The sequence below is a fragment of the Agromyces sp. CF514 genome (assembly GCF_900113185.1).
Taxonomy (GTDB): domain Bacteria; phylum Actinomycetota; class Actinomycetes; order Actinomycetales; family Microbacteriaceae; genus Agromyces.
Map to the genome: position 1 here is coordinate 1,013,491 of NZ_FOZD01000002.1, position 15,416 is coordinate 1,028,906.

Below are 15,416 nucleotides of genomic sequence, written 5' to 3' on the forward strand. Positions count from 1 at the left end.
CTCATGAGCACCATCGTCAGCGTTGACACCACGGACATCCGCTTTCCGACCTCCCTGCAGCTCGACGGGTCGGACGCGATGAACCCCGACCCCGACTACTCGGCCGCCTACCTCGTGATCGGCACCGACGCGGGCGACGGCCTCGAGGGCCACGCGTTCGTGTTCACGATCGGGCGAGGCAACGACGTGCAGGTCGCCGCACTCGACGCCCTCAGGGGCCACCTGGTCGGGCAGGACGTCGAGGCGCTGCTCGGCGACATGGGGGCCACCTGGCGCCTGCTCGCCCACGACTCGCAGCTGCGCTGGCTCGGCCCCGAGAAGGGCGTCATGCACATGGCGATCGGCGCCGCGATCGACGCCCTCTGGGATCTCAAGGCCAAGCGCGCCGGCCTGCCGCTCTGGCAGCTCCTCGCGCGCATGACCCCCCAGGAGCTCGTCGACACGGTCGACTTCCGCTACCTCTCCGACGCGATCACGCGCGACGAGGCGCTCGGGATCCTCAGCGCAGCCGCCCCCGGGCGGGCCGCGCGCGAGGCGGAGCTGCTCGCCGTCGGGTACCCGGCCTACACGACCAGCCCCGGATGGCTCGGCTACTCCGACGAGAAGCTCGATCGGCTCTGCCGCGAGGCCGTCGCCGACGGGTTCCCGCAGATCAAGCTCAAGGTCGGCGGCGACCTCGCCGACGACCGGCGCCGCCTCGCGATCGCCCGCGCCGCGGTCGGACCCGGGTTCCCGATCGCGATCGACGCGAACCAGCGGTGGGACGTCGCCGACGCGATCGCGTGGGTCAGCGCGCTCGCCGAGTTCGACGTGGCCTGGATCGAGGAGCCGACGAGCCCCGACGACATCCTGGGCCACGCCGCCATCGCGCGCGGCGTCGCGCCGATCCGCGTGGCGACCGGCGAGCACGTCGCGAACCGGGTCGTCTTCAAGCAGCTGCTCCAGGCGGGCGGCATGGCCGTCATGCAGATCGACGCGACCCGCGTCGGCGGCGTCAACGAGAACATCGCCAACCTGCTGCTCGCGGCGAAGTTCGGCGTGCCGGTCTGCCCGCACGCCGGCGGCGTGGGGCTCTGCGAGGCCGTGCAGCACCTCTCGATGTTCGACTACGTCGCCGTCTCGGGCACCATGGACGGTCGCATGATCGAGTTCGTCGACCACCTGCACGAGCACTTCGCGACCCCCGTGGTCGTCGAGCGCGGCCGGTACCTCGCGCCCGTCGCTCCCGGCGCCGGCACCGAGATGCGCGCCGCCTCGATCGAGGAGTACTCCTGGCGCGGCGCGCACGTCGGCGAGGTACCCGCATGAGCCCCGACGAGACATCCGCACCGCTGCTCGACCTGCGCGGGGTGAGCAAGGGGTTCCCGGGCGTGCAGGCGCTCGACGACGTCGACCTCGAGCTGCGCCGCGGCGAGGTGCTGGCCCTCGTCGGCGAGAACGGCGCCGGCAAGTCGACCCTCATGAAGCTGCTCGCGGGCATCTACGTGCCCGATGCCGGCACGTTCCGCCTGAACGGCGAGCAGATCGCCATCGAAGGCCCCAAGCACGCGCAGGAACTCGGCATCTCGATCATCCACCAGGAGTTCAACCTCATGCCCGACCTCACGGTCGCGCAGAACATCTACATCGGCCGCGAACAGCGCTCCGCGGGCTTCTTCCTCGACGAGCGCGCCCTCAACCGTCGTGCGCGCAAGCTCTTCGAAGGGCTCGGGCTCGCGCTCGACCCGAGCGAGCGCATCGAGCACCTCACCGTCGCGAAGCAGCAGATGGTCGAGATCGCGAAAGCGCTCTCGTTCGACGCGAAGGTGCTCATCATGGACGAGCCCACCGCCGCGCTGAACGACGCCGAGGTCGACGTGCTCTTCGAGCTCATCGGCCGGTTCAAGCGGCCCGACACCGGTGTCATCTACATCTCGCATCGTATGGAGGAGCTCACCCGCATCTCCGACCGCATCACGGTGCTGCGCGACGGGCGCAACGTCGGCACCCGCATCACGGCCGAGACCGACCAGCGCGAGGTCATCTCGCTCATGGTCGGCCGCGAGATCTCGGGCGAGCAGCGCCCCGGCCCGCGCTCTGCCGAAGCAGGCCGCGAACCCGTGCTCACTGTCGCGGGCCTGTCGACGCGTTCGCTGCTGCGCGACGTGAGCTTCGAGGTGCACGCCGGCGAGATCCTCGGCTTCGCCGGGCTCATGGGCGCCGGCCGCACCGAGGTCGCCAGGGCGATCGTGGGCGCCGATCCGAAGGAGTCGGGCGAGATCCGCATGCACGGCCGCCCGGTCTCGATCGGAAACCCCGCAGAGGCGTCGCGCCACGGCATCGGCTACCTCTCCGAGGACCGCAAGCACCTCGGCGTGCTGCTCGAACGCAGCGTGCGCGAGAACATCGTGCTCTCCGCACTGCGGGACTACACGTCGGCCCTCGGCTTCGTCAACGACACCCGCATCGAGTCGACCGGCCGCGACTACATCGAGAAGCTCCGCATCAAGACCCCGTCGAGCGCCCAGCTCGTGCGCAACCTCTCGGGCGGCAACCAGCAGAAGGTCGTCATCGCGAAGTGGCTCGCGAAGGACTGCGACGTGCTCATCTTCGACGAACCGACGCGCGGCATCGACGTCGGCGCGAAAGAGGAGATCTACGCACTGCTGAAGGGCCTCGCCGAGCAGGGCAAGGCGATCGTCATGATCTCCTCCGAACTGCCCGAGGTGCTGCGGCTCTCCGACCGCATCGCCGTGATGGCCGAGGGGCGGCTCACCGCGATCCTCGACAACGCCGATGCCACTCAGGAGAACCTCATGGACTACGCAACCCGATTCTCGAGCGAAGGAACGATCGCATGACGAGCCCCACCGTCACCCCACCGAAGCCCGATCGCGATCCCTCGACGACGGCGTTCGCGGCGATCGATCGCGGCACACCCCGGTTCGCGCGCCTGCGCGGATCGCTGCAGCAGCTGCTGGCGTTCGCCAGCCTGATCCTCATCGTGGTGGTGTTCTCGCTCGCGAGCCCGCACTTCTTCACGGCGAACAACCTCGTCTCGATCCTCACCGCGGCGACCGTGACCGGCATCCTCGCGCTCGGCACGACCTTCGTCATCATCACCGGCGGCATCGACCTCTCGATCGGCACCGGCATGGTGCTCTCGGGGGTCATGGCGGGCGTGTTCCTGACCTACCTCGGCTGGCCCCTCTGGGCGGGCGTCATCGCGACGATCCTGTTCGGCGGTCTCATCGGCCTCATCAACGGCGTCAACATCTCGGTGCTCGGCATCCCGCCGTTCATCGCGACGCTCGGCATGATGCTCATCGCCGCCGGGCTCTCGCTCGTGATCTCGGGCACCAAGCCGATCTACTTCAAGGAGCACCCCGACTTCCAGTCGATCATGAACCTGTCGATCATCCCCGGCATCCGGTTCCCGCTCGGCGTCGCGATCTTCATCGTGATGATCGTCATCGCCGCCGTGCTGCTCTCGAAGACGATCCTCGGCCGGTACACGTTCTCGATCGGCTCGAACGAGGCCGCGACCGCGCTCTCGGGCGTCAACGTGCGTCGGTGGAAGATCATCATCTACACGCTCGCCGGACTCTTCGTCGGCCTCGCGGGCGTGCTGAGCGCCTCGCGGCTGTCGTCGGCGCAGCCCACCGGCGGCATGGGTCTCGAACTCGAGGCGATCGCCGCGGTCGTCATCGGCGGCACCTCGCTGCAGGGCGGCAAGGGCTCCATCGTCGGCACCGTCATCGGCGCGCTCATCATGGCCGTGCTCACCAACGGCCTGCGCATCATCTCGGTGCCGCAGGAGTGGCAGTCGGTCGCGGTCGGCGTCGTCATCCTCGTCGCCGTGTACCTCGACATGCTGCGCCGCCGGCGCGCCTGACCGAACGACCGTCGCCCGCGGCATCCGGGCGCCGGAGGCATCACCCGCACCACCGCACCACCTGAACCGCACCAACCCGCATCACCGAATCCGAAAGAACAAGGAGTGATCATGTTCAAGAAGCGCACGATCGGCACCGTCGCCGGTCTCGTCGCCGCAGCCCTGGTACTCGCAGGCTGCGCCGACAGCGGCTCGTCCGGCGGCGACTCGAGCGGCGACAAGCCGTACGTCGCCCTGGTCTCGAAGGGCTTCCAGCACCAGTTCTGGCAGGCCGTGAAGGCGGGCGCCGAGCAGGCCGCCGAGGAGTTCGACGTCGAGATCACCTTCGAGGGGCCCGACACCGAGGCCGACGTCGACCAGCAGATCCAGATGCTGCAGACCGCGCTCGACAAGAACCCCGCCGCCATCGGCTTCGCCGCGCTCGACAGCCAGGCCGCAGGCCCGCTGCTCCAGCAGGCGAAGGACTCGAACATCCCCGTCGTCGCGTTCGACTCCGGCGTCGACAGCGACATCCCGGTGACGACCGCCGCGACCGACAACCTCGCGGCCGCGGCCGAGGCGGCCAAGCACATGGCCGACGCGATCGACCACGAGGGCAAGGTCGCCCTCGTCGTGCACGACCAGACCTCGGTCACCGGGCAGGAGCGTCGCGACGGCTTCGTGCAGTACATGGAGGACAACGAGCCGAACATCGAGATCGTCGACATCCAGTACGGCGGCGGCGACCAGGCGAAGTCGGCCGACCTCGCCAAGGCGATCATCGCCGCGAACCCCGACCTCAAGGGCATCTACGGCTCGAACGAGGGTTCAGCGATCGGCGTCGTGCAGGCCGTCAAGGAGCTCGGCATCGACCCCGCGACGCTCGCGGTCGTCGGCTTCGACTCGGGCAAGGCGCAGATGGACGCCATCCGTGAAGGCCTCATGATCGGCGCCATCACGCAGAACCCGGTCGGCATCGGCTACGAGACCGTCAAGGCCGCCGTCGAGGCGATCGACGGCAAGGACCTGCCGAAGACGATCGACACGGGCTTCTACTGGTACGACGTCTCGAACATCGACGACGATGAGATCCAGGCCGTCCTCTACGAGTGATCGGCTGAGATCCGACTCGACGGATCATCCGAGGGGCGTCGACGCGAGTCGGCGCCCCTTCGCCGTGCCCGGGCGGCCGCGGCTCCCGTTGCGAGCGTCGAGCGTCCGCAGTCCGCGCCGTGATCCGCGAGGAGCGGATGCCGCGTGCCGCCGTCGCTCGGACGGCTCCGTCCGCCCTGCACGGCCGCTGCCGCCGTCGCCCGGCGTCAGAGCGCCGAGCGCAACCACTGCTCGACGCCGCTGACGTGCACCACGGTGAGCGCCTGCGCGAGATCGGCGTCGCCCGCGGCGATCGCGTCGAGGATCGCGTGGTGCTCGTGCAGCGTGCGGTCGACGGCGTTCTCTTCGGTGATGCCGCGCCACACCCGGGCGCGGACCGTGTGCCCGGAGAGCGAGTCGATGAGGCTCGCGAGGTAGGCGTTGCCGGTGGCCTCGGCGATGCCGCGGTGGAACTCGAGGTCGTGCGTCACGAGTCCCTCGACGTCGGTGGCCTCGTCGACGCTCGTGATCACCGTGCGCAGGCGCTCGATGATCGCCTCGTCGGCGTTGCGGGCCGCGAGCGAGGCCGCCGCGGGCTCGAGGATGCGTCGTACCGCGAAGATCTCGAGCACGGACTGGTCGTCGTGCAGGTCGATGACGAAGGACATGGCCTCGAGCAGGAGCCGCGGTTCGAGGCTGGTGACGTAGGTGCCGTCGCCGCGGCGCACGTCGAGCACGCGGATGACCTCGAGTGCCTTGACCGCCTCGCGGAGCGAGGAACGCGAGAGGCCGAGCCGGTCGCTGAGTTCCTTCTCGGGCGGCAGTCGCTCACCGGGAGCGAGCTCGCCGGTGAGGATCATCTCCTTGATCTTGAGGATCGCTTCGTCGGTGACGGCCATTCGTGCATCGTAGCGCGGCACGGCCTCGAAATCGGCGCAGACATCCGATCTTTCAGGATGCGCGCCAGAGGTGCATCGACGCGTAGCTGCGCCAGGGCGCCCAGCGCGCGCCGAACCGGGCGAGTTCGCGCGCGTCTCGCGGGAGGCCGAGGTTCGCGGCGCCGTTGCGCAGGGCGAGGTCGCCCGTGAGGAGCACGTCTGGCGCGCCCGTGACGCGCATCGCGACGTACCCGGCCGTCCACGGCCCGATGCCGGGGATCTCGAGCAGCCTGGCCTCGAGATCGTGCCGTTCGCGGTCTGACGAGACGACGAGGTCGCCCGACGCGAGGCGTGCGGCGACGTCGACGATCGTGCGGATGCGCGCGGCCGGCCCGCGCAGCACCTCGCCCCCGCGCTGGGCGATGGCCGCCGCGGTCGGGAACAACGTGTGCAGTTCGTCGTCGCCGGCGAGACGCTCGCCGAGTTCTGCGGCGAGTCGCCCCAGCGCGGTGCGCGCCGCCGCGACCGAGATCTGCTGCCCGATGAGCGCGCGGAACACGAGTTCGTGCGGGTCGAGGCACCCGGGCACGCGGATGCCGGGCACAGCCGCGACGGCGTCCGCGAAGGCGGGTTCGGCGCTCAGCGCCGTGTCGATGGCGAGCGCATCGGCGTCGAGGTCGAACAGTCGCCGCACCCTGGCGACCAGGGGCGGCAGGTCGGAGAGCCCGGTGAGCCGCGCCTCGACCTCGATGCTCGGCGACTGCGCGTCGCCTCCGGGGGTGAAGCCCACCAGCGCCGGCCCACCCGGAAGCTGGAGGGTGCGCCGGAAGCGCGGGGACCCGTCGGGCGTCGTCGAGACCTGCTCGACGCCGGCGACCGTGCGGGCCGCGAGCCAGCCGAACACGCCGGCCGCGTCGAACGGGGGCCGGGCGGGAAGTCGGAGTCGCACCACGCCGGGGTCGATGTCGACCGCGACCTCGGTCGTCGGGGTGAGGTCGGCCGGCCCGGGGCGTCCGCGATCGACCGCTCGGCTCCGGCCGCCACCACGTTCGTGCACGCGTGCGGAGGCCCGCACCTCGAGCGGGCTGCGCTCGTAGACCTCGCGGATCGTGTCGTTGAACTGGCGGATGCTGCCGAACCCCGAGGCGAACGCGACGTCGGCCACGGGCAGCGAGGTCGAGGTCAGCAGCGAGCGCGCGGTCTGCGCGCGATGCGCCCTGGCGAGCGCGAGCGGCCCGGCCCCGAGTTCGGCGGTGAGCACGCGCGTGAGGTGCCTCGGCGTGTACCCGAGCCGGGCCGCGAGCCCCGGCACGCCGTCGCGCTCGACGACGCCGTCGGCGATGAGGCGCATGGCCCTGGCCGCGAGGTCGTCGCGCAGGTTCCACTCGGGGGAGCCGGGAACCGCGTCGGGCAGGCAGCGCTTGCACGCCCGGAGACCGGCCTCGTGCGCCGCCGCCGCCGTGAGGTAGAACGTCACGTTCGACGGCTTCGGCGCGACCGCCGGGCAGCTCGGCCGGCAGTAGATGCCCGTCGAGTGCACGCCCGTGATGAACTGGCCGTCGAACCGCGCGTCGCGCGCCTGCATGGCGCGATACCGCTCGGCGAAATCGGGGTCGTCGACGGCGGTCTCGCTGAGCGGGTGCGGGGTCACGGCGGTGGCGGACATGGTTCCACCCTCGCACGCCCCGCCGACATCGATCAGCGGGAATCGGACATCAGCCGTGGCCCATAGGCTTGGGCCCATGCCCTCCGACGTGCTCGCACAGCTCACGGCCGACCTCGGCGCCCGCGTCTCGACCGCGCCCGCAGAGCTCGACGCCGTGCGCGAGGACCGCTCGGGCTGGCGGGGCGCGCACCGGCCGATCGCCGTCGTGCACGCGGCATCCGTCGACGACGTGCAGGCCGTGATGCGCATCGCGCATGCGAGCGCGACGCCGGTCGTGGTGCGCGGCGCCGGCACGGGGCTCGCAGGCGGCGCCATCGCGAGCGACGGATGCCTCGTGCTCGACCTCTCTCGCCTCGATCGCATCCTCGAGATCTCCGAGGCCGACGAACTCGCCGTCGTCGAGGCGGGCGTGCTGAACGGCGACCTCGCCGACGCGGTCGCGCCGCTCGGCCTCTGGTACGCGCCCGACCCCGCGAGTCGCGCGATCTCGTCGATCGGCGGCAACATCGCCACGAACGCGGGGGGCCTGCTCTGCGCGAAGTACGGCGTCACGCGCGAGTCGGTGCTCGCGCTCGCCGTGGTGCTCGCCGACGGGCGGCTGCTGCGCACCGGGCACCGCACGGTCAAGGGCGTCACGGGCTACGACCTCACGGCCCTGCTGACCGGATCCGAGGGCACGCTCGGCGTCATCGTCGAGGCGACGGTGCGCCTCCGACCGCTGCCCGCAGGCGAGGTCGTCACGATCGCCGCGGCGTTCCCCGACGTCGAGACCGCCGCCGCGGCATCCGCTGCCGTCACCGCGTCGCGGGTTCGGCCTGCGATGCTCGAGCTCATGGATGCCGCGGGCATCGCGCGCGTCGCCGACCACCTCGGTGCCGCAGCCCTCGCCGGCACCCCGCTCGCCGCTCTCGCGCCGGGCGAGGCGTTCCTGCTCGCGCAGACCGATCAGGCGGGCGCGCTCGCCGAGGCCGACGCCATCGAGGCCACCTTCGCCGCAGCGGGCGGTCGGGTCACCCGATCGACGGATGCCGCGTCGGGCGAGCGCCTCGTCGCGATCCGTCGTGCGTGGCACGGCGCGCTCGCTGCGCGCGGGCAGGTGCTCATCGAAGACGTGGCGGTGCCGCGCTCGCGGCTGCCCGAGATGTTCCGCGCGATCGAGCGCATCGGCGTCGAGCACGGACTCGAGATCCCGACGCTCGCGCACGCGGGCGACGGCAACCTGCACCCGAACTTCGTGTTCGGCGCCGATGACGGCGAGGTCGACCCGGGCGAGGTGCCCGAGCACGTCTGGGCCGCGGCCGACGCGATGTTCCGCGAGGCGGTCGCGCTCGGCGGCACGCTCACAGGCGAGCACGGGGTGGGCGTGCTGAAGCGCCGGTGGCTCGCCGACGAGCTGGGCGACGACCAGTTCGAGCTGCAGCGCGGCATCAAGGCATTGTTCGACCCGACCGGCATCCTGAATCCCGGCGTGATGTTCGAGGAGAACCGATGACCGACCCCGTGCCCGACGCGTACCGTTCCGGACCCGTGGTGAACCCGGGCCCGTCGCCGCAGGCGTTCATGCCGCCGCCGCCCCCGGCCCCCGTCGTGGTCCCGACACGGCGCGGTGCGGGGGCGTTCGCCCCGATCGGCATCGCGGTCGCCGTGCTCGTCGGCGTGCTCGTCATCGCGTACTTCGCGATGTCGCTCGGCATCCCGACGCTCCTGATCGGCAGCCTGCTCGCGTTCGTGCCCCTCGCGATCGTGCTGCTCGCGGTGCGCTGGATCGACCGGTGGGAGCCCGAGCCGCGCTGGGCGCTCTGGTTCGCGCTCCTCTGGGGCGCCGCCGTCTCGGTCGCGATCGCGCTCGTCGTCGACACCGGCGTGCAGCTGGCGATGGCTTTCGCGCTCAACGCCGGGCCAGACGAGGCGATCCAGGCCGTCGTGCAGGCGCCCATCGTCGAAGAGGTCGCGAAGGGACTCGGCGTGCTGCTGCTCTTCGCGTTCTCGCGCAGCCACTTCGACGGCCCGGTCGACGGCCTCGTGTACGCGGCGACCGTTGCGGCCGGCTTCGCGTTCACCGAGAACATCCTGTACTTCGGGTCCGCGCTCATCGAGGGCGGCGGTGCCGCGCTCGGGGCGACGTTCGTCGTTCGAGGCCTGTTCTCACCCTTCGCGCACGTGCTCTTCACGGCGTGCACCGGGCTCGCGATCGGGCTCGGCGCACGCCGCACGCGCGGCCCCGGCATCATCGTGTGGTTCCTCGGCGGGCTCGCCTGCGCGATCGCGCTGCACGCCCTCTGGAACGGATCGCTGACGTTCGCCTCCGATGCCGTCGCCCTCTACCTGCTCGTGCAGGTGCCCATCTTCGTCGTGGCGATCGTCGTCACGGTGCTGCTCCGGCGCCAGGAGCGAAGCATCACGCGCGCCCGCCTGCTCGAGTACGCGGCCGCAGGCTGGTTCAACCCCGACGAGGTCGAGGGGCTCGCGTCGCCCGCCGGCCGCAGCGCCGCACTCGCCTGGGGCCGGTCGCAAGTGCCGCCCCGTACCGACCAGGTCAAGCGATTCATCGCGGATGCCACGCGCCTGGCGTTCACGCGCCAGGCGATCGTCACCGGCCGGGCCGATGCCCGACGCCTCGCCGACGAGCGCGAGCTCCTCGACCTCGTGGCGGCCGACCGGCGCGCGATCGCGGGGCCCGGCGCCTGAACGCCGCCGTACCGTGGGCTTGACGGCCCTGCCGTTCCGGGCACCCGCGACGTAGGATTGCGGCATCCAGATTGACGGCGATCGGAGTCGGCATGCCCGTGCCGCAGTACCCGCAGAGTTCGATGCTGCGCGATCGACTGCTGCACCTGCAGGAAGACGCGATCGCGGCCGGATCCGTCTCGCCCGTGCTGCGGCCCGTCGTACGCGAGTCGTGGGAGCGCGCGATCCGCGGGGCCATCGATCCCGACCGGGCCCTGCCGCGGGTCGATCTCGATGAAGACGCGTTCCGCGACTACCGCGCCGCGCACGCCCTGGCGCCCGTGATGCCCGTCATCCGCCGACTGCTCGTCGAGGGCGCCGACGAGTCGGGGCTCGTGGTCGCGATCGGCGACGCGCACGGCAGGCTGCTCTGGGTCGAGGGCGACGCCGGACTGCGACGCCGGGCTGAGGACATGCTCTTCGTCGCAGGCGCCGACTGGTCGGAGGCGAGCGTGGGCACGAGCGCACCGGGCACGGCGCTCGCGCTCGACCGCGCCGTGCAGATCCGGGGCGCCGAGCATTACAACCGCATCGTGCACCCGTGGAGCTGCACCGCGGCGCCCGTGCACGACCCGGCGACCGGCGAGATGCTGGGGGTCATCGACATCACGGGCACCGACCTCGCGGTCGCGCCGCATGCGCTCTCGCTCGTGTCGGCGACGGTCGCGGCCGTCGAGGCCGAGCTGCGCATCGCCCGGCTCGAATCCGCCGTGAAGTCGACCCTCCGTCGCTCGCGCGTGCGCGCGGTCGCACCGCCGAAGCCGCTGCCGACACCGCTCACCGTGCTCGGCGAGCAGCGACCGCGCATCGGCGCGACCGAGCTCAGCCCCCGGCATGCCGAGATCCTGACCCTGCTCGCGTGGCATCCCCGGGGCCTGGGCGCCGAGCGCCTCGCCGCGCTGCTGTCCGAGCGGGATGTCTCGCCGGTCACGGTCCGCGCCGAGCTCGTCCGCCTGCGCCGAGTGCTCGAAGCCGTGGGCGAGCCGCCGCTCGAATCGCGCCCATATCGGCTCGCACGCGAGGTCGACCTCGACGCGAGTGCGGTCGCAGCACTGCTCGCACGAGGATCGCTGCGCCGAGCCGCCGAGCGCTACACCGGCCCCGTGCTGCCGGCATCGACCGCACCCGGCATCGTCGAGATCCGCGAGGAGCTCGCCAGTCGCCTGCGCGAGTCCATGCTGTCGGATGCCGCGCCCGACCTCCTGGCCGCGTACGCCGACCGCGATGAGAACCGCCAGGACGCCGACGTGTGGCGCGCCCTCCTCGGCGTGCTGCCGCCGCGATCCCCGCGCCGGGCCTCCGTCGTGGCGCACCTCGAACGGCTCGAGGCCGCGCAGCGCTGAGGCGCCGGGCATTCGCTCGCCTGAGCCCACGTCAGCTCTGCTCCGCGCGTGCGTTGCAACGCACCTGCAACCCTCGGGCAACCGAGTCGCAACGGGCCCGCACCTAGCGTGACTGCCAACCTCCGCACCGTGCGCCTGCCCGGTGCGGGGGAACCAGACAACAGGGCAACCAGACAACGACGTCACGAGGAGACACGATGACCGTGTACGCCGCGCCAGGCACCGCCGGCGCTTTGATCGAGTTCAAGCCGCGATACGAGCACTTCATCGGCGGCGAGTGGGTGAAGCCCAAGGAGGGCGCCTACTTCGAGAACATCTCGCCCGTGAACGGCCGGCCGTTCACCGAGGTCGCCCGCGGCACGGCCGCCGACATCGACGCGGCGCTGGATGCCGCGCACAAGGCAGCGCCGGCATGGGGTCGCACGAGCGCAGCGAAGCGCGCCGCCGTGCTCAACGCGATCGCCGACCGCATCGACGCGAACCTCGAGCTGCTCGCGGTCGCCGAGACGTGGGACAACGGCAAGTCGATCCGCGAGCCGCTGAACGCCGACCTGCCGCTCGCGAGCGACCACTTCCGCTACTTCGCGAGCCTGATCCGTGCACAGGAGGGCAGCTTCACGCAGCTCGACGAGGACACGGTGGCCTACCACTTCCACGAGCCGCTCGGCGTGGTCGGGCAGATCATCCCGTGGAACTTCCCGCTGCTCATGGCCGTGTGGAAGCTCGCGCCCGCGCTCGCCGCGGGCAACGCCGTGGTGCTGAAGCCCGCCGAGCAGACGCCGACGTCGATCCTCGTGCTCATGGAGCTCATCGCCGACATCCTGCCGCCCGGCGTGGTGAACGTCGTGAACGGCTTCGGGGTCGAGGCGGGCAAGCCGCTCGCGTCGTCGAACCGCATCCGCAAGATCGCCTTCACCGGAGAGACCACGACCGGCCGCCTCATCCTGCAGTACGCGTCGAACAACATCATCCCCTCGACCGTCGAGCTCGGCGGCAAGAGCCCGAACATCGTGTTCGAGTCCGTCGCCGACAAGCGCGACACGTTCTACGACAAGGCGCTCGAGGGCTTCAGCCTGTTCGCGTTCAACCAGGGCGAGGTCTGCACCTGCCCGAGCCGTTCGCTCATCCAGAAGTCGATCTACGACACGTTCCTCGACGACGCGATCGAGCGCACGAAGCTCGCCAAGCAGGGCAACCCGCTCGACACCGAGACCCAGGTCGGTGCGCAGGCCTCGAACGACCAGCTCGAGAAGATCCTGAGCTACATCGACATCGGCAAGCAGGAGGGTGCGAAGCTGCTGCTCGGCGGCGAGCGGGCCGATCTCGGCGGCGACCTCAGCGAGGGCTACTACGTGCAGCCCACGATCTTCGAGGGTCAGAACCGCATGCGGCTCTTCCAGGAGGAGATCTTCGGCCCCGTGGTCGCCGTCACGAGCTTCACCGACTACGCCGACGCCATCGAGATCGCGAACGACACGCTCTACGGGCTCGGCGCCGGCGTCTGGAGCCGCAACGGCAACGAGGCGTACCGGGCCGGCCGCGACATCCAGGCCGGTCGCGTGTGGGTGAACAACTACCACGCGTACCCCGCGGGCGCGGCGTTCGGCGGCTACAAGTCGTCGGGCATCGGCCGCGAGAACAACAAGGCGGCGCTCGACCACTACCAGCAGACCAAGAACCTCCTGGTCAGCTACAACGAGAACCCGCTCGGGTTCTTCTGATCCGGGGACGGCCGCGATGAGCATGCACGGGTCGGGCGTGGGGGCGCTCGGCCGGATCGTCGGCTCGATCACGGTCGCGGGGGAGCGGATGCCGCGGGTGGAACTCTCGCCCGCGGCATCCGACCTGCTCGCGATGCTGTGGTCGAAGCACGGACCGCTCATGTTCCACCAGTCGGGCGGATGCTGCGACGGGAGCTCGCCCATGTGCTACCCGGCCGGCGACTTCATCACGAGCGACGCCGACGTGCTGCTCGGCGAGCTCGACCTCGGGCCGCCCGACGCAGGGCGAGCGGATGTCGCGGGCGACCCCCGAGCCTCCGGTGAGGCGGATGTCGCGGGCTCGCCGCGAATCGTGCCGTTCTGGATGTCGGCGGAGCAGTTCGCCTACTGGCGGCACACCCACCTGACGGTCGACGTGGTGAAGGGCCGGGGGAGCGGCTTCTCGGTCGAGGCGCCGGAGGGGGTGCGGTTCCTCATCAGGTCGCGGCTCATGGAGGAGTGAGCGGTGGCAGGGCGTCGCGGCGAGCCGCCCGGACGCAAAGAAACTCGCCGCCCTGCGGTGTGGCAATGCCGACGACTCTGCGGGACGACGAGTTCTTAGGGTTCAAGGGTGCGTCATGTTCGCAGTCAGCGCAAGAGGGGGGTGGACGCTTGTCCGAGACGGCTCGCTCGGATTGGATGGAACCCATGACTGACACGAACAGCAAGCCCGAGATCGACGCGCCCGAGGGCCCGGCCCCCGCAGACCTCCTCATCGAGGACATCGTAGTCGGCGACGGCGCCGAGGCGACCCCCGGCTCCACGGTCGACGTGCACTACCTCGGCGTCGAGTACGACACCGGCGACGAGTTCGACTCCTCCTGGAGCCGCAACCAGTCCATCAACTTCCCGCTCCAGGCGCTCATCGCCGGCTGGCAGGAGGGCATCCCGGGCATGAAGGTCGGCGGCCGCCGCAAGCTCATCGTGCCGCCGCACAAGGCCTACGGCCCCGCCGGCGGCGGACACCGCCTCTCGGGCCAGACCCTGATCTTCGTGATCGACCTGCTCGGCGTGAGCTGAGCCCCAGAACACCGCACCACTGGATCACCCGAAGGCCGTCGGCGCACGCCGGCGGCCTTCGTCGTGCGTGCGGCACGCGGCATCCGCTCGGCTACGATCGGCGGGTGCCGAAGACGTTCACCCCCTACCTCGTGCTGTGCGCCGTTCACCTCGTGCTCCTCGAGACGGGGCCCGACTGGTCGATCACGGCGACGAAGGCGCTGCTCATGCCGCTGCTCGCCCTCGGGGTGGTGCTGGCTGCGCGGCGCGCGCGGCCCGAGCCGCTCGAGACGCCGTGGCTGCTGCTCGCCGCGATCGGGCTCTCGTGGGCGGGCGACGTGGCCCTGTCGTTCCCCGGCATGTTCGTCGTCGGGTTGGGCGCATTCCTGCTCGCGCACGTCGCGTACATCAGCGTCTTCGTGCGGATGCCGGGCGGGCGTCGCCGTCCTCCGGCGTGGACGCTCGTCTACGTGGTCTGGTTCGCCGGCTTCATCGCGCTGCTCGGACCCCACACCGGGGCCCTGCTCGTGCCGGTCGCGCTCTACGGCCTCGTGCTCGGGCTCATGGCGACCTTCGCCGCGGCCCACGGCCGCGTGATGGCGATCGGCGGCGCCCTGTTCGTGGTCTCCGACTCCGTGCTCGGCCTCGGCCGGTTCCTGCCGGGCTACGAGTTCGCACCGCTCGGGTTCGACCTGCACGACCTCACGGTCATGGGCACGTATCTCGCGGCCCAGTTGCTCATCTCGCTCGGGGTGCTCGCGGCGCTTCGCGCTGCGGCTCGGTCGTCTCGCGCACCCGGTCGACCAGTTGGCGCCACGGCCCCGTGAGCTGACGTTCGGCGAGCGTCGCCTCGGCGGTCTGCGCGATCGGGTCGCGCCCGCCGGGCTCCGTCGGATCGGAGGGTTCGCACCGGATGTCCCAGGTGAACCGGTCGGGCTCGGGCGGGACCGGGGGAACCTCGTTCCACGGGATCTCCTCGATGAGCACGAACCAGTCGTCGGCGTCGGGCTGATCGTCGACCTTCACATGCCAGGTGAGGCGGATGCCGGCCAGGCCGCCGCTGCGCGCCACGAAGACGTCCATGCCGCCCACGGTACC

The 15,416-nt window shown here is 71.2% G+C and carries 14 protein-coding genes; 11 read left to right on the forward strand and 3 right to left on the reverse strand.

Features of this window, described 5'->3' with window-relative positions; genetic code table 11:
- The first annotated feature begins 3 nt into the window (after positions 1–3).
- The 4 genes from BM342_RS17390 (at position 4) to BM342_RS17405 (ending at position 4,966) form a co-directional block, all read left to right on the forward strand.
- The gene (locus BM342_RS17390) at positions 4–1,308 is read left to right on the forward strand and encodes an enolase C-terminal domain-like protein (RefSeq protein WP_092968357.1); all 1,305 of its coding nucleotides are present in this window, start codon (positions 4–6) and stop codon (positions 1,306–1,308) included.
- Positions 1,305–2,840 carry a sugar ABC transporter ATP-binding protein gene (locus BM342_RS17395; protein ID WP_092968359.1) on the forward strand — a complete coding sequence of 512 codons (1,536 nt, stop codon included), beginning with the start codon at positions 1,305–1,307 and terminating at the stop codon, positions 2,838–2,840. The genes BM342_RS17390 and BM342_RS17395 overlap by 4 nt, the downstream gene beginning before the upstream one ends.
- Positions 2,837–3,874 carry an ABC transporter permease gene (locus BM342_RS17400; protein WP_092968361.1) on the forward strand — a complete coding sequence of 346 codons (1,038 nt, stop codon included), beginning with the start codon at positions 2,837–2,839 and terminating at the stop codon, positions 3,872–3,874. The genes BM342_RS17395 and BM342_RS17400 overlap by 4 nt, the downstream gene beginning before the upstream one ends.
- 111 nt (positions 3,875–3,985) lie before the next feature.
- Positions 3,986–4,966 carry an ABC transporter substrate-binding protein gene (locus BM342_RS17405; RefSeq protein ID WP_092968841.1) on the forward strand — a complete coding sequence of 327 codons (981 nt, stop codon included), beginning with the start codon at positions 3,986–3,988 and terminating at the stop codon, positions 4,964–4,966.
- Positions 4,967–5,172: 206 nt separating this feature from the next.
- Here BM342_RS17405 and BM342_RS17410 read toward each other — a convergent pair whose 3' ends face one another.
- Positions 5,173–5,844 (reverse strand): FadR/GntR family transcriptional regulator, encoded by a 672-nt coding sequence (locus tag BM342_RS17410; RefSeq protein WP_092968363.1) that lies wholly within the window; start codon positions 5,842–5,844, stop codon positions 5,173–5,175.
- Positions 5,845–5,896: 52 nt separating this feature from the next.
- Positions 5,897–7,489 carry an AlkA N-terminal domain-containing protein gene (locus BM342_RS17415; RefSeq protein WP_092968365.1) on the reverse strand — a complete coding sequence of 531 codons (1,593 nt, stop codon included), beginning with the start codon at positions 7,487–7,489 and terminating at the stop codon, positions 5,897–5,899.
- 76 nt (positions 7,490–7,565) lie between these two features.
- Between BM342_RS17415 and BM342_RS17420 the strand changes: the two genes are divergently transcribed.
- From BM342_RS17420 to BM342_RS17450, 7 genes are all read left to right on the forward strand, one after another.
- Complete coding sequence (locus BM342_RS17420; RefSeq protein ID WP_255368898.1) at positions 7,566–8,981, forward strand: FAD-binding oxidoreductase; 1,416 nt, start codon at positions 7,566–7,568, stop codon at positions 8,979–8,981.
- Entirely contained in the window at positions 8,978–10,177 is a 1,200-nt protein-coding gene (locus BM342_RS17425; protein ID WP_092968367.1) for a PrsW family intramembrane metalloprotease, read from the forward strand. Before BM342_RS17420 ends, BM342_RS17425 begins: the two co-directional genes overlap by 4 nt.
- Positions 10,178–10,269: 92 nt before the next feature.
- Positions 10,270–11,559: a GAF domain-containing protein gene (locus BM342_RS17430; protein WP_143109923.1), complete on the forward strand. Its 1,290-nt coding sequence runs from the start codon at positions 10,270–10,272 to the stop codon at positions 11,557–11,559.
- Positions 11,560–11,756: 197 nt separating this feature from the next.
- On the forward strand, positions 11,757–13,280 hold the full coding sequence (locus tag BM342_RS17435) for an acetaldehyde dehydrogenase ExaC (RefSeq protein WP_092968371.1): 1,524 nt from the start codon (positions 11,757–11,759) through the stop codon (positions 13,278–13,280).
- A 22-nt stretch (positions 13,281–13,302) separates the two neighbouring features.
- Positions 13,303–13,782, forward strand: coding sequence for a DUF779 domain-containing protein (locus BM342_RS17440; RefSeq protein WP_092968845.1), 480 nt, complete (start codon positions 13,303–13,305; stop codon positions 13,780–13,782).
- 185 nt (positions 13,783–13,967) lie between these two features.
- Positions 13,968–14,339, forward strand: coding sequence for an FKBP-type peptidyl-prolyl cis-trans isomerase (locus tag BM342_RS17445; RefSeq protein WP_092968373.1), 372 nt, complete (start codon positions 13,968–13,970; stop codon positions 14,337–14,339).
- A 104-nt stretch (positions 14,340–14,443) separates the two neighbouring features.
- A complete protein-coding gene (locus tag BM342_RS17450) occupies positions 14,444–15,145 on the forward strand; it encodes a lysoplasmalogenase (protein ID WP_092968375.1) in 702 nt (233 codons plus the stop codon).
- Here BM342_RS17450 and BM342_RS17455 read toward each other — a convergent pair.
- Positions 15,057–15,401, reverse strand: coding sequence for a protealysin inhibitor emfourin (locus BM342_RS17455; protein ID WP_092968377.1), 345 nt, complete (start codon positions 15,399–15,401; stop codon positions 15,057–15,059). The genes BM342_RS17450 and BM342_RS17455 overlap by 89 nt on opposite strands.
- Positions 15,402–15,416 lie beyond the last annotated feature (15 nt).